At 48.6% G+C, this 21,240-nt stretch carries 19 protein-coding genes; 5 read left to right on the plus strand and 14 right to left on the minus strand.

Going from position 1 to position 21,240, the window contains the following annotated elements; all coding sequences use genetic code 11:
* Positions 1–24: 24 nt before the first annotated feature.
* From NO352_RS18445 to NO352_RS18505, 13 genes are all read right to left on the minus strand, one after another.
* The gene (locus NO352_RS18445; RefSeq protein WP_289356409.1) at positions 25–663 is read right to left on the minus strand and encodes a hypothetical protein; all 639 of its coding nucleotides are present in this window, start codon (positions 661–663) and stop codon (positions 25–27) included.
* Positions 656–1,840, minus strand: coding sequence for a baseplate J/gp47 family protein (locus NO352_RS18450; RefSeq protein WP_289356410.1), 1,185 nt, complete (start codon positions 1,838–1,840; stop codon positions 656–658). Before NO352_RS18450 ends, NO352_RS18445 begins: the two co-directional genes overlap by 8 nt.
* The gene (locus tag NO352_RS18455) at positions 1,812–2,180 is read right to left on the minus strand and encodes a contractile injection system sheath initiator (protein ID WP_197268721.1); all 369 of its coding nucleotides are present in this window, start codon (positions 2,178–2,180) and stop codon (positions 1,812–1,814) included. Before NO352_RS18455 ends, NO352_RS18450 begins: the two co-directional genes overlap by 29 nt.
* Positions 2,177–2,449, minus strand: coding sequence for a hypothetical protein (locus tag NO352_RS18460; protein ID WP_163975131.1), 273 nt, complete (start codon positions 2,447–2,449; stop codon positions 2,177–2,179). Before NO352_RS18460 ends, NO352_RS18455 begins: the two co-directional genes overlap by 4 nt.
* Before the next feature lie 58 nt (positions 2,450–2,507).
* The gene (locus tag NO352_RS18465; protein ID WP_289356412.1) at positions 2,508–3,305 is read right to left on the minus strand and encodes a phage protein; all 798 of its coding nucleotides are present in this window, start codon (positions 3,303–3,305) and stop codon (positions 2,508–2,510) included.
* A complete protein-coding gene (locus tag NO352_RS18470) occupies positions 3,289–3,609 on the minus strand; it encodes a phage baseplate plug family protein (protein ID WP_005542640.1) in 321 nt (106 codons plus the stop codon). Before NO352_RS18470 ends, NO352_RS18465 begins: the two co-directional genes overlap by 17 nt.
* 30 nt (positions 3,610–3,639) lie before the next feature.
* Entirely contained in the window at positions 3,640–4,296 is a 657-nt protein-coding gene (locus tag NO352_RS18475) for a LysM peptidoglycan-binding domain-containing protein (RefSeq protein WP_353961272.1), read from the minus strand.
* Entirely contained in the window at positions 4,292–6,328 is a 2,037-nt protein-coding gene (locus tag NO352_RS18480; protein ID WP_289356415.1) for a hypothetical protein, read from the minus strand. The genes NO352_RS18475 and NO352_RS18480 overlap by 5 nt, the downstream gene beginning before the upstream one ends.
* 4 nt (positions 6,329–6,332) lie before the next feature.
* A complete protein-coding gene (locus NO352_RS18485; RefSeq protein ID WP_157266525.1) occupies positions 6,333–6,551 on the minus strand; it encodes a hypothetical protein in 219 nt (72 codons plus the stop codon).
* The gene (locus NO352_RS18490; protein ID WP_005542653.1) at positions 6,493–6,777 is read right to left on the minus strand and encodes a hypothetical protein; all 285 of its coding nucleotides are present in this window, start codon (positions 6,775–6,777) and stop codon (positions 6,493–6,495) included. The genes NO352_RS18485 and NO352_RS18490 overlap by 59 nt, the downstream gene beginning before the upstream one ends.
* 47 nt (positions 6,778–6,824) lie before the next feature.
* Positions 6,825–7,229 (minus strand): phage structural protein, encoded by a 405-nt coding sequence (locus NO352_RS18495; RefSeq protein ID WP_163975139.1) that lies wholly within the window; start codon positions 7,227–7,229, stop codon positions 6,825–6,827.
* Positions 7,230–7,340: 111 nt separating this feature from the next.
* On the minus strand, positions 7,341–8,339 hold the full coding sequence (locus NO352_RS18500) for a DUF3383 family protein (protein ID WP_005544039.1): 999 nt from the start codon (positions 8,337–8,339) through the stop codon (positions 7,341–7,343).
* A 6-nt stretch (positions 8,340–8,345) separates the two neighbouring features.
* On the minus strand, positions 8,346–8,807 hold the full coding sequence (locus NO352_RS18505; RefSeq protein ID WP_005544040.1) for a hypothetical protein: 462 nt from the start codon (positions 8,805–8,807) through the stop codon (positions 8,346–8,348).
* Between the two features lie 354 nt (positions 8,808–9,161).
* Between NO352_RS18505 and NO352_RS18510 the strand changes: the two genes are divergently transcribed.
* The 3 genes from NO352_RS18510 (at position 9,162) to NO352_RS18520 (ending at position 16,426) form a co-directional block, all read left to right on the plus strand.
* Complete coding sequence (locus NO352_RS18510; RefSeq protein WP_268622990.1) at positions 9,162–9,626, plus strand: ArpU family phage packaging/lysis transcriptional regulator; 465 nt, start codon at positions 9,162–9,164, stop codon at positions 9,624–9,626.
* A 172-nt stretch (positions 9,627–9,798) separates the two neighbouring features.
* The gene (locus NO352_RS18515; protein WP_268599453.1) at positions 9,799–10,983 is read left to right on the plus strand and encodes an MFS transporter; all 1,185 of its coding nucleotides are present in this window, start codon (positions 9,799–9,801) and stop codon (positions 10,981–10,983) included.
* A gap of 334 nt (positions 10,984–11,317) precedes the next feature.
* Entirely contained in the window at positions 11,318–16,426 is a 5,109-nt protein-coding gene (locus tag NO352_RS18520; protein ID WP_289356422.1) for a S8 family serine peptidase, read from the plus strand.
* 111 nt (positions 16,427–16,537) lie between these two features.
* Here NO352_RS18520 and NO352_RS18525 read toward each other — a convergent pair whose 3' ends face one another.
* Positions 16,538–17,302, minus strand: coding sequence for a TrmB family transcriptional regulator (locus tag NO352_RS18525; RefSeq protein WP_005544044.1), 765 nt, complete (start codon positions 17,300–17,302; stop codon positions 16,538–16,540).
* Between the two features lie 355 nt (positions 17,303–17,657).
* Here NO352_RS18525 and NO352_RS18530 point away from each other — a divergent pair, with 355 nt between their 5' ends.
* Entirely contained in the window at positions 17,658–19,694 is a 2,037-nt protein-coding gene (locus tag NO352_RS18530; protein ID WP_289356423.1) for a peptidoglycan D,D-transpeptidase FtsI family protein, read from the plus strand.
* A gap of 262 nt (positions 19,695–19,956) precedes the next feature.
* Positions 19,957–21,183 carry an MFS transporter gene (locus NO352_RS18535; protein ID WP_005544045.1) on the plus strand — a complete coding sequence of 409 codons (1,227 nt, stop codon included), beginning with the start codon at positions 19,957–19,959 and terminating at the stop codon, positions 21,181–21,183.
* Positions 21,184–21,240: the final 57 nt, after the last annotated feature.

Raw genomic sequence — 21,240 nt, forward strand, 5'->3', positions numbered from 1 at the left:
CATCTACTCTATCGAACTATCACTCTACACGGGCAACGTATAGTCATTCCCCGGCACATAAAAATCACCCAGCGTACCGCCTTCGGTCATCGCCTCATCGGCAAGGCCATGCTCGGATTGTTCAAGCGCATCATAGGCAGAGGCCAGCTCGAACGAACCGGTCAGGCCGACCTGCGTCACGCGGACGCCAGCCGCGACGAGACTCTCAACGAGTGAAACGAATTGCGATGGACTTAGTCCGACCCCATTCAACTTCTCATAAGGCACTTCCGTAACCTGAATCGCTGCGGGCTCCGGTTGAATCGGGTCATCGTACTGCTCCGCGATGCGGAACTCGTCCGGTGCTGCTTGAAGAGCTAGGGCGAGCACCTCGATGACAGAATCCAAGCTGCCGCTTGAATTCATGCGAGCGAGCTTAGAGCGCAGGAGCAAACGATACACCTCGTCGGTCGCTTGACCGCGCGCTTGTCCCAAATTGCCGCCGATTTCATCCAGCGCGGCACCTTCTGCCTGTTCGATGCTTCTCCATTCCGATATTCGCTGGATCGTACTGCTTAGCTCATTCATTTGCTTCAACCATACGTTTACAAGCTGAGCGAAGCGGCTGCCTTCCTTCACAATGACATCCGGCAGCAGCTCCATTACCTCTGGCAGCTTAAACATAGCTCACCGCCACCTTTATCCGTTCAGGCGCCACTCTTGCCACTTCATACAGCGGAATGCTCACGTTTCCGCTGACGAATTCGCCATCGCCGAGCTTCACCTTCAGCTCAATAACTTCCTCGACGCCAGCCACATTCTGAATGGCTGCCAGCAAACGACTGTACACGATGCGTGAGCCTTGCGGAAGCCCCGTATAATCCTGCTGATCCGCGCCAACGCCGCCAATATACTGTGCAATCGCCGTGACGATTTCCTCCTTCCCACGAGAAGAAAAACTCGATGTTGCCTTTACTTCGGCCTCAATATGAGCATCGAGCAGCTTCATGCGGCTGAAGCGCACATCATGCTCACCGCCGCTGACATCGCGCACCTTTACGGTTTTCGTTCCGTCTGTTCCAATACCCGCTGCTTTTTTCTCAAAAATCGTCTGCGCGATCCGCTCATCCTGACCCCCATACACATACGTACGAATCGACTTTGCTGGAATGCCTTCGTCGTTCGTCTGCATCGTATCATTCACGCGTACAGCCGCTGATTTCACGTCTGGAATTTGCAGCAGAGCGGATACAATTGCATCCACGGTTGCGGCATGGCTGCCATCACGCGCGGCGCGCAATCGGTCGCGGAATTCGACGTCATTTTCCCGCTCACGTCCCTCTGCCATACTGGCCGGATTTGTAATACTCGTAATCTCCTTCACAGAAGTGAGCATTTCCGTAATGGAGCCAGCAGGCACATTGCCGATAATGCCCGGCACAATTGCTACAACAGCAACTTCTCCATTGCCTGAATCGTCCAGTACGCAATCATCCGCCGTCATGAACCACACGCCTGATTTGGTACCAACCTGTAGTCCTGCTGGAACGGTATACTTCGGAATGCCTGTCAGCTTGATTTCCCCGTAGGCCGCCTGTTCCAGCTTGCGGCGCAGCCCATAAAATACGGCCAGGGCATCCAACTGAACTCCTGTTGCATATTGAATGTACGACTCGTGGTATACCTGCTCGACATCCTCCCACAGCACAGACAAATGCCATGCAAAGAGCTGCATCATCATGCCAAGCGGCGATGTTTCCGATGTATTGATGTCCTGTCCGAGCTGCTTGCCCAGATCCTCCACCATTTCCTCATAAATTTCGTGATAGGTTTTACGCTTCAATCCCGCTGCCGTCAGCATAGATAAGCTCAACCTCCTCTCCTTCAGAGCTCGTCATGACTAGGCGTACTTGAGCCGTACGCGAATGCTTGTCTAACGTCACTTCAATATCCTCGACCGATTGAATGCGTGATTCATCCATAAGGCTGCGCATAATTGCCTCGCGAATGGTATCCTCATCTGCCTGCTTGCCTACCATTCGCTCCTGATCCAGCCCCATATCCGGCGCAAAAAAATACTCGCCCAAGCGAGTACCTAATCGGATGCGAACCGCTTGCGCCAGTTCCTCACGCCCATCGATCCAAGCAATTTGTCCATCTGATAGTTGAAGATCTCCATCATGAAGCGCCCAAGTCCTCATCCTCCAGCCACCTTTCCGACAATGACGCCGCCCCCCTTATTAGCCTCTGTAAATACAACCAGTACGCGGCTCCCGCTTTCGATTACGATGTCTGCTGCCTGCTCTATAATCGGCAATTGATAACGAATAAGGCCGGTCTCGCCTTCCAGCTCCACATCAGCCGTCCCCGTTCCCATGCTTACAATCGTGCCTAGCTGTGCCCCTGCCGTTCCCGACATTTTATGATCCATCCAGGCTTCCAGCGCACTAACTGCTCGATTCGCGCCCATAGCGTCACCTCCTCGTCGCTTTTTATTCGCTAGTCCTATATCAACTGGAACCTCGAAACTAAATTTTGACTAAATCCACTTCCGTCACGAATTGATCCATCGAAATGATATGCTTGCCCCGCTTCACTCGATACACGCCGTCAAAATCCTCACTAACTAATCGAAGCTGCGCATCTGCATACAACCGATAATTCAAGAGTGACGTCACGCGAACACCTTTAACCTTGTCCTCTTCATATGATTGCGGGCTGTCAATTAACCCGCTGTCTGCGGATAAGCGAACAATACCAGTTACCTCTAATCCGGCACCTGCAAGCGGTTTGAAATACAGCTTGCCTTGCCGTGTAAATACCTCTGTGTTGCAGTCACGAGCTGCCCGGCGTATCGACGCAACTGGATCGCCTTTCACAACGAATCCCTTCATATAAGAATGATTAGAACCGAGCTGCACAGCTCCATGCGGAATTTGCACCCGACTTAGCAAATCATGAATAATCTCACTAGCCTTCGTGCCCGGCCGATACGTATGTGCCATCTCGTATACGGACACCGTCAAATCATCCTTCACTTGAATCGTCGTTACCCGATCCATCTGTTCCCGTTTCGTTCGCACCTCAACAATGTTGCCCTGAAGGACAGTGCCTAGATCCTTGCCGTACCCCGCATTTACAATGACTCGCATCCCCGTGCGAATGTTCGCCAGCGTATGCTTGGACAAGTTATACAGCTCCACGGTGGATTCATTTGGTTCATGGTTATCATCAAAATCCACGTGAACGTTCATCGTCAGATCACCGTAGTTGAATCGATAGCCGCCAATTAAAATTTCACAAACGCGATTAAATAAGTATTCCATCGTCATCCCCCAAGTGCAGATGAACAGACCTTCCAAGCGTATCCCACGTAATCTGTTCTTCCGGATTATCCCCATAAGGGACGATGAGCTCGAGCGGGAACTCCCGCGTCTCCATACTGACGAACAGCGGCACTCCCCAGACCAGCTTTACGCCAAGCGCCAACGGAGTATCCCCTTCCGATAAATCCACCGTAAAATAATCATGGGTGGAGTTGTAGCGCACTTCGAACGTATAGGTTCGATCGCCCAAATCCATATCAAATGAGTAAGGAACAAGATCTTTGTCGATCCCGATGATCGCCATCCTTCTCCTCCTTTCTGAAGCTTCCTAGCCTTACCGATCCTGTATATATTGCCTGCCGCCACCGCCTGATACAAAGGTCTTTTTCTTCGTCTTCTGGGCAGCACTAAGCATAATAGACATCCCTGGCATCAATGGCACCCCTGGAATGACAAGCTGGTTGACTGCCCGAATGATCGTTTCACTAACACTATAATAAGTTGCAATATCTTTTACGGATTGCCCGTTGCGTACTGTATGCGATTCCGGCTTCGGACGATAGGATGTATTCCGCTTGCCGGAACGACTCTTCGGCTTCACGGCCGCCTTTTTCTTTGGTGGCAGCTTGCTATACGCTGGTTTGACGATGTTGACCTGCTTCAATGACATCGTGAAGGACATGCCATTGGCAATCGAGCTGTCATGGGAGGTGCGCAAGCTGGTGATAACACAGTTCAGCATCATATTGCGGCCTGTATATTGCAGCAGCTTGCCCTCATTCATTGCCTTCACCAAACGCTGCTTGAAATTGGCTGCCTGCGGCCCGATCAGCAACCCTTCCAGATGCAGACTTGCTGTATCCCTCTGGATGTGATCCGTAATGGTGCCGCCCTTCTCCACATTGTGACTGCTCACCTGCACCGAATATTCCGGTTCCTCCGAGATGACGAACAGTTCTACTCCGCCTAATTTGCTTTTTCGCGTATTAATAGGACATCATTCCTCCTTCCGCCACCTGCGGCCTCGGGAATGGCTTCGGTTTCGGCAGCTTGTCTTCAATGCTCCGCTGGAACGCTCGGAAAGAAGCATCGTATTGCTCGCGCGCGATCCGTTTAATCTCTTCTATCATGCGGTTATCAATGTAGCCGTTCACATTCAAGTTCATCGTGACATTGCTGTTCGCGCTGACTTCCATACTGCCGCTTGCTGCTGGGCTAGTCCCAGGCATATTTAGCGTTTGGTCATTTGATGCAGAGGAAGTCAATGTCATTGTTCCGGATGGGTCTGAATCTGGTGCCGGCCCGAAACTTCCACGTGATCCAGAAAACGGATGTGAAGTTGAAGATGTAGAAGCAGCTAGCACACGGTTCTTTGCAAATATGTTGGATCTCACCATGACAGAAGTTTTCTTCTTGTCATCCTCAATGTTCTCGTTGTCTTGGTTCTCTTCGTCCTTGGGGAGTAAAAACTTCTCTGCTGCCCATAGGCCAGCATCTACTGCTAGTCCGCCCAGAAATCCAACAGGATTCCATCTCAAAAATCTTGTTGCCTTGCTTACTGTACGAGCGCCTTTTAACAACTTTCCTAGCCAGCCAACCTTTTTCGTTGCAGAGGCTACCTTACTCGCGTTGGAAGCAGTCGAGGCTGCCTTAGCTGCTTCGGACATAGATTGAACGGTTTGAACGGTTTCAGCCGTCGATTGAATAACAGCCGATGTCTGGACAGTAGTGGAATCTGAGTTCCCCTCTTCCTCCGCTTTCTCTCCCCCTCCGAACAATCTCATCGATACGCTCCCGACTGCCGCCCCAAGTATCCCCCATTTACGATACTTTTTTGCTTTACCCAACAATCCGCCGCCAGCGTTCTTCCCAGGTGCTGATCCGGATTTACTGCCGCTTGTTTGCGGATTGTTCTGTGGAGTACCTTGCCCTTGCGTACCTGTTCCTGAGACAGCCTTGCTAAGATCCTGTTGAGGGTTAAGTGCCGGGGACGCTGACAGCTGCTGTCCTGCAGATGATCCCGCAGCGGGAGATCCTTTTCCTCCATTTCCTGCATTCGCGGCTTGTCCAAGATTCTTATGCGGGGAATTTCCAACGGCTCTATTCTGGCCTTGAGATGCCCTCCCCAGTTCTCTGAAATCATTTTTCTTCTTATATGTCGGTCTTTCAAAGTTCTTACTTTTTGATCTGCTTATCGTTTTATTCGCACGTCTTTTGCCATACTTCGCTTGACTTAATCTTCTGTTTGTTCCTCTTTTCTTTTTCCGTTTATCCTTCTTCTTCTCGGAAGTTTCGTCCGCAGTTGAAACGTCGCTTCCTTCCCCACTGCCGGTACCGCCAGAATCTCCAGTACAGCAGCACTTCGAAGAATCTCCACTCTTCTCATTTTTTTCTTTCTGGAGGAATTCTTTTACAAGCTTCGTATTCTCTTTCGCATCCCTAATCTTCGTGACCTCATCATTCAATTGGTACACAAAATTGAAACCAGACTGCAGCCAATCCAGCAAGGACTTCGATTTGTTCTCTTCTTTCTTCCCCGACTTGCCATTTACCGTGGTGCTGACCTGCACCAAGGCAGATATGCTCTGGGACTGCACGGAAGCAAGGGTTGCCGACATCTGCTGCGACAGCGAAGAGGACAACTGCTGAGCGATGGACACAGCAAGCTCATTCGTGTTCTCAATCTTAACCTCGCCGGAAAGTGATGCATCCACATTCGTCGTTACCGAAACGGTAGGTGAATTCGTTACACTTAAAGACATCACTTGTCTTTGCAAGGCAGTGATCATCGTGCTCATTTTGGCAGAAAAATTGCTTTCTGCAGAAGCGGAAGCAGAGGAAGAGGCCGAAGCTACAGCGAGCCCCCCTATCTTCGGCGTCTTCTGTCTTGCTTTTCGCTTCATCTCCGCAGTTTGTTCCTTAATGCTGTCCGTCAATATGCGGGAGACAACGCCCATCTCATCGAGCTTCCCGTTCATTGTGCGCAGTTCGCGGTGAATATTTTTGGAGATCCGATCATCCATTGGGTTAACTCCCTCCTTTCCCGTACATCCATTCCACAGCGGCGGCGGCTTCGCACAATTCCTCAATGCTCATGCCGCTCGCTTCTGCATACGTAATGCCGCCCCGGCTGTTCAGGACGACACGCCAGAACAATTGCCGGAGCGGATTGCGGGAGATGGATTGCTTATACGTCGGATGATTCGGATTCCAAGGGTGTATCGACCATGCCCAAGAAGCGCGCACACTCGAGCCAGAGCGGCGTCATCAGATCGGTCTTCTCTTCAAGACCTTCCCAGCTTAGGCGCGGAGACACGATGACATGTTGGAGGAAAAAGTCCATCGACGCTTCCAGCTTCCACCCCCCGTCTGCCTTCAATGCTGCATCATACAATCGCATGAGCGCCCGCGCGCCCGGATGCTGCAGCACATATTCCTCAGTTTCGATCGTTACTGTCTTTTGCTTGCTCACAAGTAGCCACCCTTTCCGAATCCTTTTTTATTGAAAATTAAAATTCACTATTCTGTTCGATGCGTATAGTCGAGCACTTGGATTTCAAATTCACGATCCTCAAGCTCCGAGCCGTACGTAGCCGCCGGAACCTTTTTCACAACAGCCTGCGTACCGCCGATCGTTTCATTTGGTTGATTGTTGGACTTCACCCAAATTTGGAACAACTTCTTCTCGCGTGCAAGACGATACAGGAGCGGAAGCTGAGGCGACGTCGACATCAATGTCAACTTAATTGTTCCGAGCGGATTGTTCTTATGGGCAATCGCTACCTCGCCGCGCGCACCAACATGCGCAACCGTCTGCTCCTCGTCCTTTTCACAGGAAACGAATGTATTTTCGCCGAATCCCGTAAGGTAACCGTTGTTGATTGTTACAGAAACTTGCTTTGCATCATAAATACCGATACTCATAGATAAGCACCATCCTTTAATAGAAAATGTTTTGTGATAAACAAATCACTTTTAGCACCAAGAAGGTTGCAAGAAATCGAAGCGTCATGCTTCGTGATGGAAAGTGATCCACTAAAAGCGGATAACACCGTTCACCTTCACCTGATGCACCGCGCCCGCGATCTCGAACCAGAACGAGCCGCCGCGGTATTCGCGATTCGCGCGATCGGTTGGATTCACCTCATTGCGCTGCAAGAAGGACGTACCGAACAACGGCTCGCCGCTGTCGTCTGTCGCGATGATGCCCATACGGGAAGATTCCAACAGCACATTAATGACCGCACTCTCGATTTGGACAATTCCTGCATCCGTGTACGGAATTTTGCTCGATTGATTAAGCAAATTCTGAATTTGCATTTCCATGCGGGCACGCACATAATCACGCGCCATAATGACGTCGATATACTCACCGGACAGCGTCTTGCCTTCCGAAGTGCGGGCCTCACCCTGCTTGTTCACGTACGTAATCGCGCCGCTGTCGTGGATTTCCATCAACTCGCCAGCCGTTACCTTCATCGCCTCGATTCCTGTGCACTTCTTGAACTTCCACGTCACAGAGCCAACTTCAGCGGAACCAACCGAACCTACGAGCGCAGCTTCTGGGTATACCGCGGCATCCGTGTGATAGAACACGACCGTTCGCGTATAGGCCTTGGACTTCAGCGCTTGAAGCTTTGTCTTATCAGCAGCACGGGTAAAGAACAGACGGTAATCTTCCTTCTCTATTTCTGCGGCCAATGCCTCAACTACAGCTTCACTGTTATCGGAGGAGAGCAGATAGTACCAGCCGTTATCGAATACAGAACGAAGGCGAACTACCGGTTCTTCATTCTCATCACAAGCTGTAATCGCAATGCGAGCCGGTGAGCGGTCACCTTGTCCAAAGAGCGCCTCCGCCATTTTGTATTCCACCGTCGTATCCGCGAAATCATCCTTGACTGCCTTTAGATCCCCATATTCTTTATAGGCAGAACCTCCGGTCTTTTTCCCGATAATAAGCGGCATTCCGAAGGACAACCGACCTGTAGGCTTTTGTAAATCAATCGTTACTTGCACATCTTGAATAGACATGAACAATCACTCCTTCTTTTCGTTTCGTTGTAATTCCACTTTTTCAATGAACGTAATGGTTCGCTCAAAGCGATCCTTCATTCGGAGCCTAATGTGGAGACCTAGTCCGGCAGTCGGCTCCGTCTTCCACTGCGCGGGCCCAATATGCACCTGCACGGCTGGGATTGTCGTCAAGCACTCCAACCCTTCCGTCCACTGCCAGCCGAGCAAATCTCGGCAGCGTTCCGCCATATCCATGCGTTCTTTGGAGCAAATGAGAAGAAGCCACTCCATTTCGATGACCTTCTCGATCATCCCCTCTGACTCCGCATGATGCGGCGAGCAATCAATGTAGGGCTCAGCCACGTCATACGCGATAAGCGGTTCCGTCTGATCCGCCCTTAGGCCGTCCAAGGGAACAATCGGCATGTTCAATGCCTTCCCCATGGGCAAGAGCCATCGTTCTACGATGTCGCGATATACAATCAATTCACATCACCTCCCTTCATCTACTGGGAAAATTGCTAAAGTTTTTATTGCTAATTTGCTAGTCGGACATCTGAGTTGAGCGTCATACTGCTTGCTTGAAAACAATTAATGCAGCATCCTTTCTGTTCACGATGTCCACGTTAATAGTATAAAACGGCGAACATGCGTTTGCTTTAAACTCGTTTTATAGTTTCTTTTTGATTTGTTTTTAATTATTTATAAGAACACATGTTCCTGTTTTTGTGGTATAATGGGAATACCTGCCCACGGTGTTCCATTTCGATGCTGGACCCAATAGATAAATAGGAAGTACACAACCTCGAGTATGAATGGAAACGAAGGAGGCCTTGCCTAATGATGATGGGGTTCTTGGACATGCCAGAGCATGAAGCGATGGATGTGAAGCAAGCAAAAGCACGAATTGATGAGGTATTTGCCAAATACAGAATGTGTAAAGTGATGAGGTTCACAGTTCGCGAAGCGCGCATTACAACGAATTATGAAGCGAGAGAAAATGGCGCGACCAACCGGGTCGGCGACCCAACTGCCGCTGTAGCGGTCTATAATACAGATAAAGCAAGCGAATGTCTGGCGTTTTGCGAATTGATTGAATCCATCGTGCACGAATTGGAGCCGGACGAGCAACTGCTTATCCGCGAGCGATATATGAAGGAAGCCCGCATGACGGATACGAAGGTATACAATTTCCGATTCGATCCCCCAATCAGCGCCGTAACCTACGGACAAATCCGCAAGCGCGCATTCGCCAAGCTGCTGAATGCCTTCCAGTACGCCTTTCGTTCAACCAGGACATCGTAATGAATGCAATCGATGCTGCAAATAAGCAAGCCGGCCAGGATGCTTCATCTTGGACCGGCTTGTTCGCGTCTTATAGAGCACAACAGATTGGACACGCAGGAATACTTTTCTGTTGCATACAATCAATAAGGTTACTATAATAGTAGTAACTTTTTATTCAAAACAGAAAGGAATGTCTCTTTTGAATTTTCGTGTATATATTTTAGCAGTAGCGGCATTCGTGGTCGGTACGGTAGAACTCATTATTGGAGGAATCCTCGATCAGATTGCCTCGGATTTGAACATTTCCGTCAGTGCAGCCGGGCAGCTGATTACAATCTTCTCGATTGCTTTTGCTGTATCGGCGCCTATATTAATGAATCTCACGGCCAAATTTGAGCGCAAAAAATTGTATATTGTCTTTTTGTTCATTTTCCTGATCTCGAATCTTATCGTAGCGTTCAGCTCGAATTATGCAACATTGCTCGCGGCCAGAGCCTTGTCTGCATCCAGCGGCTCGCTGCTTGTCGTGTTGTCGATCACAATTGCCTCGAAGCTCGTCCAACCGGAATATAAAGGACGCGCCATTGGCGTAATCTACATGGGCATCAGCGGTTCACTTGTCTTAGGGGTTCCTATTGGCATGGTTATCGGGAATGCGTACGGATGGCGAGCACCGTTCCTGCTTGTTGTGGGATTAACGGCAATTGCGATCATCGGGATTTACGCCTTCTTATCGAAGGTACCTCCTTCCGGGGTTACGACTTTGCGCACCCAGCTTGCATCTCTGAAAAGTGCGAAGCTAGTTAGCGGCCATCTCATTTCGTACTTGATGCTGACAGGGCATTTGACTCTCTATGCATACTTGACTCCTTATTTACAGAAGACGTTCCAGCTTAGCCCAGGCATGACCAGCATCGTGTACTTCTTGTTCGGCTTGGCAGCCGTATCTGGCGGAGGACTTGGCGGCTTGCTGGCGGATAAGTGGGGAACAAAACGTTCCATTCTGCTTATTGTATCGAGCTTCGCGGTGATTATGTTTGTCCTGCCGCTAACGGCACAAGTATCGTTCTACGTCTTCTTGATCGCTATGGTGATCTGGAGTGCGCTCAGTTGGGCATTATCCCCGGCGCAGCAAAGCTATCTCATGCAGTCTGCTCCCGATACGGCTGACATTCAGCTTAGCCTGAACTCATCAGTACTTCATCTTGGTATTGCAAGCGGTTCTGTCGTGGGCGGTCTTGTCATTGAACAGAGCTCAGTAGCCAATAATGCATGGGTTGGCTGCCTGTTCGTCCTGCTGGCGCTGGGTAGTGCCATGTTCTCTCTGACTCGTTCTTCCCAAGTTAAGGCAACTACAGCTGCTGCAGCTGAATAAATGAAGCAAGCCGAAGGCAGCCGATATGATGCAAATTCCACGCGTTTATATTTGGTTAACCACCTGGTTAATTGGAAGCGAATTTATATTCAATGCAGGCAATAAGCCCAAAAAACGACACTCTACTCCGAAAATTGGTATAGAGTGTCGTTTTTTACTTTTAATTTTACGAAATTTAAATTTAGTTACATTTCGTTAACATGAAAGCGTTGACACGATACAATATGTATCATATATTCTTAGTTGTACCGCCATCATTTTCAGAATATGTAAGGAGGTGTAAAAAACCTAGTAAGTGCTATCTATAATTTATAGAAGAGGAGTGTAAAGCCGGTTGAAGAATCTACGTTTATTTGTAAGCCATTTGCTAGTAGCCGTATTGACGCTATTTTCCCTACTGTTTCCGATTTCCGCATACGCATTTGATTCACACACAGAATTGACGGGACAGGCACTGAGTCCTGAAGTGCGCGCAAAAATGCAGCAGATTGTTGATCAGAATACATTTACAGAAGGTCAAGAGCCAGTACTGCATCCCGATTTACAAAACCTTACCGACGACAAGGAAATTTCAGTTATCGTCCAATTATCCGAAGCCCCGGTAGCTCTAGCGAAGGGTATGAGTATGCTTGAGGGCAAATCATTTACTGCAGCCTCAGAACAGAACACGAAACAAAAAATCGCTAAACAGCAACAAAGCTTTGTTAGCCAATTAAGCAGCAACAAAATCAAAGCTAGCGTAGGCTTTACATACAATTATGCATTTAATGGAGTCTCTCTTAAGGCAAAAGCAAGTCAAGTGGAACAGTTGCTTAAGCTGAACGGTGTACAAATGGTAGAGCCTGACGTGGAAGTCCACGCTCTAGGGATAGAGTCCTCAAAGCTGCCGGATAGTGAAGTTCATCCAATGATGAACACAAGTAATCCATTCCTTGAAGTTCCAGCCGTATGGGCCTTAGGCTATACAGGCCAAGGAGTTAAAGTAGGCGTTATTGACACCGGAATCGATTATTATCATCCGGAATTAAAAGACGTTTATAAAGGCGGACATAACTTTATTACGCAAGTAGTAGATGGTTCTGAGACGGGATACGCTCGCGCTAGAGCGGATGACGATCCGTATGAAACAACACCGCTGGATCACCCTGATAATAGACCGTGGGTGCACCCTACTACTGGAGAACCTTTTAATACCCAACATGGAACCCATGTTGCCGGGACTATTGCTGCTCAAGGCAAGAACCCTTTTGGTATAAAGGGGCTTGCCCCTTCGATTGAATTGTATGCCTATCGCGTGCTGGGCGCGTACGGGAGCGGCTCGAATTCAGGAGTTATTGCGGGTATCGATAAAGCCGTAGCCGAGCAAATGGACATTATTAATCTATCTTTGGGCGGACCTAACAATAGCCAAGTTGCTTCTGACGCAATCGCCATCAACAATGCGGTTCTAGCGGGCACGGTAGCAGTTGTTTCTACGGGTAACTCAGGTCCAAATAGAGGGACCATCGGCAGTCCAGGCACGGCAGCTTTTGCGATATCGGTAGGCAACTCTACTGTTCCGGAAAAAACGATGGCTGGAAAGGCTTCCGTAACTCTAGAAAAAGCGGGAACCAGCACACCATATATCATGAATTTGATGGCATGGAGATTCGGCACAGAACCGAAAAATATTTTGACGGGAACGTATGATGTTGTTGCAATCCCTGGCGTAGGCCAAACGACGGATTACACAGGTCTGAATGTGAACGGCAAAGTCGCTCTCGTTGCCCGCGGAGATATTGCCTTCGTGGATAAAATCGCAGCAGCAAAAAGCGCAGGTGCCGTAGCGGTTATTGTTCACAACTCTTCGAGCGGAACGAATACTCCAGGGCCAGCGGGGGTCCTTGTAGGAGATTCCTTCGCGTCCATCCCAACGTTTGATATGTCCTACACAGACGGAAACGCGCTGCGAAAGGCTCTTGCGAACGACACAGGAACCGTTACCTTCGGAGAATTCACTACCGGTTCGACTTTAGGCGACGATATCAATAATTCCAGTTCGCGCGGGCCTGCCAATCCGGTCTTTGATATTAAACCGGACGTCTCCGCTCCAGGAACCAACATCATGTCATCGATTCCTGCCTATGGCAAAGATTATGCCGATCAAGGACAGCCTCAGCCTGACTATACCGAATCCTACGACCGTTTTACAGGAACGAGTATGGCGGCTCCACACGTAGCAGCGGTTGCAGCTTTGCTTAAATCGCAGCATCCGGATTGGACTCCGTTCGATATCAAAGTCGCGATTTCGAATACGGCTAAGCAACTGGACGTAACCAAAAACGACGTATTCGCTCAAGGTCCGGGACGTATTCAGCCGCTTAAAGCAGCGACGACCGAAGCGCTCGCGTATGAATCGGAACCGACCACCTTTTCAAATAAGACCTATGACAATATCAAAGGCACGATCACCTTCGGCAACGTGTTTCCGAATGCGAATAATCCAACAACGGTAACGCGGTCTATTCTAGTCAAAAACGTAACGGGAAGCCCAAGCGACTATACGGTATCCGTCCAAACGACAAAAGCGGCAACAGGCACGTTAGCGAGTTCGAACGTAACGGTCGACAAGTCCAGCTTTACGTTAACAGATGAACAAAATTTAACCGTGACGCTAAACGTTCCGAAAGGGACTGGAACAACCGGTAACGAAATGCTGGGTTACGTGAAGATTACAAACGGAACGACAAATCTAATTCTTCCCTTCGCGGCGAATTTCACCCCACCTACGGGATTGAAGACCTATACGATCGACAGCAACCATATCTCTCCAAACGGGGATGGCAAGCTGGACAGCACGACTGTGAGATATGAATTCTACGATAGGCAAGCAGCTACGTACATTGAACTTTATGATCTAAACGATCTAACTGGCGGACCTTACGGAGACGGTTCTATCGGATGGATTTTGAACACCGGCAGCACGACAACGGGAGCAAAAACGTTAAACTTTACCGGTAAATATCATCCGTGGGGACAATCGGGATCAACCCTGAGCGCGTTGGCTCCGGAAAGCGTCTATGCCATGCAGATTACAACGCTAAACTCCACCCAAACGGCGGTCGTAGCAAGGGGATTTCTTCCGGTATATATCAAGACGAGCACGCCTAAAATCGTTTCGTCCGACAGTCTGAATGTCACGGGTTCGAATTTGCAGTTCTCCGGTTCGATCGACGATTCTTACGTGAAATTCGGACCCGTCGTTGAAAAAGAATTGAACTTGGATTACAACATTAACGACAACTTGCACATGAAATACGAACTATCGGACAGTAACGACAACTTGATTTCTTCGCAACCGGTAACGCTTGATCAAAATGGAAACTTCGGAATCACGTTAAACGGTTTAACAACCGGAATAAATAAGCTGAAATTGATCGTAGATGATGCGGCGGCTAATCATGCGGAGAAAGTCGTTACGATTACTAGCGCAGATCCCGTGTTAAGCGGAATTAAAGTACAGCCAGAGGCTTTAACCTTAGGCGTCGGTTCCACTGCGGATCTTATAGTAACGGCTCAATATATTGATGCGGACGGCAAGCCATTCCCGGTAAGCGTTAGTGACGTTACGTATGGGGCCATCTATACCGATTACGATCTGAGTGTCATAGACGTTGTCTATGGTAAAGTAACGGCGGTAGGTGAAGGCAGCACATCGATAACGGTATCTTATGGAGGGAAATCGGCTTCGGTACCCGTTACCGTCACTACAACTCCAGTCGATCCTGTATTAACGTCCATTTCGGTATCGCCGAACAGCGTGGCTCTAAAAGTTGGGAAGGATGCTCAGCTTACGGTTAACGCGGTGTATAGCGACGGAAGCAAGAAAGACGTTACAAACGATGCTGATTATAGTGTAGCTCATTCAGCCATTGCTACGGTAAGCGACACCGGAAAGGTGGCAGCCATAGGAAAAGGTGAAACGACAGTAACCGTATCTTACGAAGGCAAAACCTACGAGGCACCTGTTACTGTCACAGAAGAAACGACAACCCCAGTCAAATTAACGTCGATTTCGGTATCGCCGGACAGCGTGGCTCTTAAAGTTGGGAAGGATGCTCAACTTACAGTCTCCGCGGCATATAGCGATAAAAGTAAGAAAGACGTTACAAAGGATGCAAAGTATAGCGTACCTGGTACGAACATTGTTACAGTAAGCAATACCGGCAAGGTGACAGCCGTTGGAGCAGGGAAAACGACAATCACTGTATCTTATAAAGGCAAATCTTACGAGGTGTCAGTCACCGTAACCAAGGATTCTAGCACAACGAATCCAGGAACACCGACTTCTCCAAGCTCGCCATCGACTTCCACACCAAGCTCACCATCGACTCCTGCACCATCGGGTAAGAAAGCAAAAGCGGGCACGCTCTATATGAAGAAAAACGATAAGGGTATGACTTTCGCAACGATAAGCGTATCGACTGAGGCCTTGATCGCCCAGTTGAAAGATTCAAAAGCGGCCGACGTCACGCTGGACCTTACCGATATTGGCTTCAACGACTACAACAGTGTAGATGCAATCTTCGACAAAGCAACGGCCGACAAACTACTGGCATCCGGCAAAGGGTTAACCCTTACCGGCAATGGATTCACTATCAGAGTACCTGCGGATGCATTGGCTGATTTTATTGGTGAAAAAGGTTTTAAATTAATCTTATCGGTAAAAGATCCTGACAATGGTGAAGTGAAGATCCTGTCGGTAAATCAAACAACCATCGTATCGAAGATCGTAACGATCGGCAACGATAAAGGAAAATTGAGCCATCCGATTGAAATCGGCCTTAAGCCGTCCAACAAAGTAATCGATTTGCAAAAAGTAGGCGTATACCAGCAAGACGGAAGCGGGAAATGGGGATATGTAGGATACAATGCCGCGCATCAGCCGGGGAACATTCAACTTACGACGTCAACACTCGGTTCCTTCGAATTGATGGAGGTTCAAATTTCGTTCGACGATATTCAAACCCATTGGGCAAAACATGAAATCGAAGTTATCGCGGCTCAACACGTAACCAACGGAAAAAGCGAATCCAAATTCGTTCCGAACGATACGATAACGCGCGCAGAATTCGTGGCGCACTTGGATCGTATTCTTGGCCAAGAGAAGGAATGGAGTCATTACGTCGCGATGGCAGGGGCAAATGATATCCTGGGCCGCGAAGAAATGGTCGTATTGATGGTCAATGCCATGAAAGTCGATCTGCAAGGCGAGAAAGTGCAATTAAACTTCAAGGATAAAGATCGGATTTCGGCGGATGCTCAAGCCGCGGTAGCGTATGCGGTAAATAAAGGATTGATCAATGGCATGTCTAACAACACTTTCGCTCCCGATCAAAGCTCCACTCGCGCGCAAGTGGCTTCTATTCTCTATCGCATGATGAAACTCTTAGGCACAATTTAATCTCAATAAGTAATCATCAGTTCCATAGGATGAATAAAAAGCAGACCTCTTCGGAGGCCTGCTTCTTACTTCCTTTCACTTGATGCTCTTCATGCAACAGTTTAATCCTCTTTAATAGCGCAGCCGCATAAGCAAGGATTTCATTTCTTCGTCCGCTAGTAGCTCTGCATTATATTTTTGCGAAATTTTCGCCAATGCAACATCATGGTAAAAGAACTCAATGAAGAATTTAACGAACGGCTGCGCCCCGGTGCGCATGGCCTGCCATTCCCCCTGCTCCATCCCCGCGAACATAATTTGCGAAGAGTCGGCTGCGACCAGCATGTATCGTTCCAGCGTATGATGCTCTTCCGTGGGCGATAACGTATGCAGCTTCGATACTTGTGCCTGCGGCACGTTCTTCCCCATTACAAAAGCCTCTACGCGTACACCATCCCGCTCCCGCTGTTCGAGCAGAGGCACATATTTTCTGAATTCATCGCTCCACATCGAGACGATAATCGTGTCTGCCGCCTCTTCGAGGATATGCTGGCAGTACGCCGCAATCGAGGCTTCGGACTTCAAGCTCCACACTTGATTGTCCGTGACGATTTTGCGTTCATTCATCAGCTTCAGTTGCTCAATGCTCTGCTCAAATTCCTTGGACAGCTTGTCGATGACAACCTGAAGCGGCAGCGCTAAATATGTCTTTTTCTTTTCTGATATGGAATCCGAAATTAAGCCTTTATCGATAAGGCGCGACAGCACCTCATATATTTTCGCCTTTGGCACACCCGAATATTTCACTACACTTGTAGCATCCATTGGGCCATCTCCTGCCACCAGCGCCTCATATACCTTGCTTTCATATTGTGAAAAACCGAATTTCTGAAGCATGGCTCCTCCTTCGCATTCCTGCAACGTATTGGAACTTGTCCGTATCATGATGATGTTAGGATTATCTTACTCCAGTCGATTCAAAATGAAAAGTCGAACACTAAGCGAAGCCGCTGAACAGTTACATCAATTTGTAAATTATTACAAGAAACCATCGCAATCGCTGCTGCATCTAATAGACGTATAAGTCTGCTTTTTCTCATATTGAATATTAATTTGGACAATAATTATATTCTTGTTGTATATATGAATATATGATCATTAACAAACAAAGGATTAGGTTCACTTGGACAAAATAAATGACGAACTAGGTAAACGGAACAAGATACGCAGATGCAGAAAGGAAATTAGTGTTTTGAATCTATCGAATGAAACGCACGCAAACAAACAGAAATCAGAAAATGAACGCAAGTTTTCTGTCCGGTTGACTGGATTTTTCTTTCTTACATTCGCCTTATTTGCCATACTTATTATACGCTTGGCGTTACTGCAATTCGTAGATGGTCCCGCCCTCAAGCAAAAAGAAACTTCATTGGGCTACCGGACTACAGCTATCGCACCGATTCGCGGCACCATCTATGATGCTGGCAATCATAAGATCGCTTATTCCACATCGAGACAATCTCTTTACTTTAACGTGAACAAAAATTACAAGAAGAAAGAAAATATAGCGGAAGCCAAGGAGCTCGCTGAAAAGCTCGTCGAAAGATTTAAAAGTAATACCAAAACGGGAGAGGAAAAACAATCTGTCGAGGATATCGTAAAGCGTATGGATTTGAATGCCAATGTAAATCCCGTACATGTCCCCCGCTTGATCAAAACGGATCTATCTCCGAAGGATATTGCTTACTTTTTGGAGCATAAGTCCGAATATAAGGATCTTGAGATTAGGGAAGACAGCGTCAGAAACTATGATCAGGATACAGTCGCGGTGCAAACGATCGGCTATCTGAAAAAGTTCAGAGGTGTCCGAGAGTCTTACGATTATTATAAGGAGATATACGAAAATAGAAATTCCCTGCTCGAGGAACTCAAATACCTTGATTATGAGGATGTCGGCGTCGACGGGCTTGAGTTCATGTTCCAGGAAGAGCTCCGCGGCAAAAACGGACTCAAAAAGTTCCCGGTTAACGTAACAGGACGAATTATGGGCCCAATGGAATTGACAAAGCCCGAGCGCGGCAACAATCTTCACCTAACCATTCACAAAAGCATTCAGATGAAGACCGAAGACGCGATTATGAATACGCTGCAGAAAATACGCAACTCCTCCAATTCCGTGGAGCGAGCCCCTAACGCACGTACGGGCTATGCCGTCGCCATGGAAGTAAAGACGGGCAATATCGTCGCTATGGCCAGCATGCCGGATTATGACAGCAATGTCTGGAAGAACGGCTCCATCAGCGTTGAGGATTACGAAAAAAATAAATCCTTTATGAACAACGGCACGATTAAAGCAGCCTACGGCCCATACGAGGAAAAAGAAATGAACAAGCACCCGAACTCCATCGTGTATCTTGGCTCTACAATCAAGCCGTTGTCCGTCCTTATCGGTTTGAAGGAAAAGCTGTTCAGCGTGTACGATGATTATCCTGACATCGGCTATGCCGAAATCGGACTCGAAAAAAGGAAAATCCGGAATGCGAACAACAAGTCGCATGGTCGCATCGATGCCGCAAAAGCGCTGGAATTCTCCTCCAATGCCTTTATGATCGATATGATCGGCAAACGTTTATATTCCCGAACGGATGTGAACGGACTGAAGACATGGGACAAATATATGGAAATGTTCGGACTTGGTGTAAAGACCGGCAGCGGACTGCCTGGAGAGATAGCCGGCCTAAAGGACTACATGAGCGAAGCCGAGCGCGCCAGCGCGCAATCCGCTCTTGCATACGCTTCGTTCGGCCAGCAGGGCAAGTATACAACGCTTCAGCTCGCCCAGTATGCGGCTACGCTGGCTTCGCATGGCAAGCGAATGAAGCCGCAGTTCGTCAGCAAAATTACGGATCCGGACGGAAAGGTAGTAAAAGAGTTTAAGCCGGAGATGCTGAACGAAGCAAAGTTCGATAAAGCCTATTGGGACTTGATTGAGCTTGGCATGAGCCGAGTGAAGGTACAGGGATTTGAAGGGTTCAATTATGACTATTATCGGAAAACGGGAACATCCGAACAGGAAGTCGCAAAAGGCATCAGAGTAGAAAATGGAGTGTTCATTGCGTACGCTCCCGCGCAAAATCCGACCTTAGCTGTCGCAGTCGTTGTTCCGGAGGGCAATTACGGGGCTTATAGCGCAGCGCCAATCGCGCGAGCTATATTTGATGCGTACGACGAAGTTGTCGGGCTTACGGGTACGCCGCGCCAAACTTCGACTAATCAGCAAGTTAAATAGTAAATGACAAGCGATGGCCTTCGATTAAATTGGGGTCGTCGCTTTTTTGATTAGGCTGAAGCTCGCTATCAGACTAACTTACCTAGTTTTCGATAAATTTTATGACCAAAATTAGCTTTATTTGTTATGATAAAGTCCATACTGTGAATGGTGTCACACGAGAGAGAAAGTGGCACCTCATTAAAGGATGTTCTAGAGTTCGCTTGTGATCTTTTGAACAAACTCATATCCAAACTCATATCAAGTGGAGGCAGATAATGAAATGAATACGGTGAAAACGTTGGATAAGCCGAAGCAGCGCAAGCTGCTGATGAGTGCCGGACTGAGCTGGATGTTCGACGCGATGGATATCGGCATCATTTCCTTTATCGCGGCTGCACTGGCAGCCGAATGGAGCTTAACCCCGCAGCAGACGGGACTATTTACAAGCATGAACTCGGTCGGCATGGCAGTAGGAGCCTTGCTGGCCGGGTCATTGGCAGACAAGTATGGCCGAAAATCTGTACTGCTCTGGACGCTGGTCATCTTTTCAATTGCCAGCGGGCTATCCGCGGCTGCAACGAGCTTCACGATGCTGTGCATATTACGCTTCATCGCCGGAGCGGGCCTCGGCGGTGAATTACCTGTCGCTTCCACACTCGTCTCTGAATCCGTTCCCGCGAAGGAGCGCGGTCGTGCCGTCGTTCTGCTGGAAAGCTTCTGGGCGGCTGGCTGGATCGCTTCTGCATTGATTGCTTATTTCGTCATCCCTACCTATGGCTGGCAAGCTGCATTTCTCATCTGCGCAGCCCCAGCACTATACGCACTGTACTTGCGGAAAGCCATCCAAGATCCACCGCGCTTCACCGAACAGGCCAATCGCAGTAAGCAGCAAAAGCTGTCCTTCCGCGACCGCTTCGTATCGGTATGGTCCGGTTCGCACCGCCGCTCCACGATCATGCTATGGGTATTATGGTTTACCGTAGTTTTTTCCTATTACGGCATGTTTCTGTGGCTCCCCTCTGTCATGGTGCTGAAGGGCTTCAGCTTGGTCAAAAGCTTCGAATACGTTCTCATCATGACGCTTGCCCAGTTGCCCGGATATTTTACCGCGGCTTACTTCATCGAGAAGTTCGGGCGCAAGTTCGTCCTTGTCGTCTATTTAGTATTAACTGCGGCAAGCGCCGCCTGGTTCGGCAGCGCGACAACGGAAGGAATGTTGATCGCAGCCGGAATTTGCCTGTCGTTCTTCAACCTCGGCGCATGGGGAGGCATGTACGCGTATACACCTGAACTGTATCCAACTAAGGTGCGTTCAACCGGCGTTGGTCTTGCTGCATCCTTCGGCAGAGTCGGAGGCATCGTCGCCCCTTACCTCGTCGGCATGATGGTTGCACGCCAAGTCGCCGTCAGCGCGATCTTCTGGTTGTTCTTCGTCACCATTCTGATTGGTGCGATTGCCGTACTTTGGCTCGGTACGGAAACGAAAGGTAAAGAGCTCGTTGAATAATATGAATGACATACCTACATACAATAGCACCAGCGTCCCTCTAACGAGAGAAATGCT

The sequence above is a fragment of the Paenibacillus sp. S-12 genome (assembly GCF_030363895.1).
Lineage (GTDB): Bacteria > Bacillota > Bacilli > Paenibacillales > Paenibacillaceae > Paenibacillus_B > Paenibacillus_B alvei.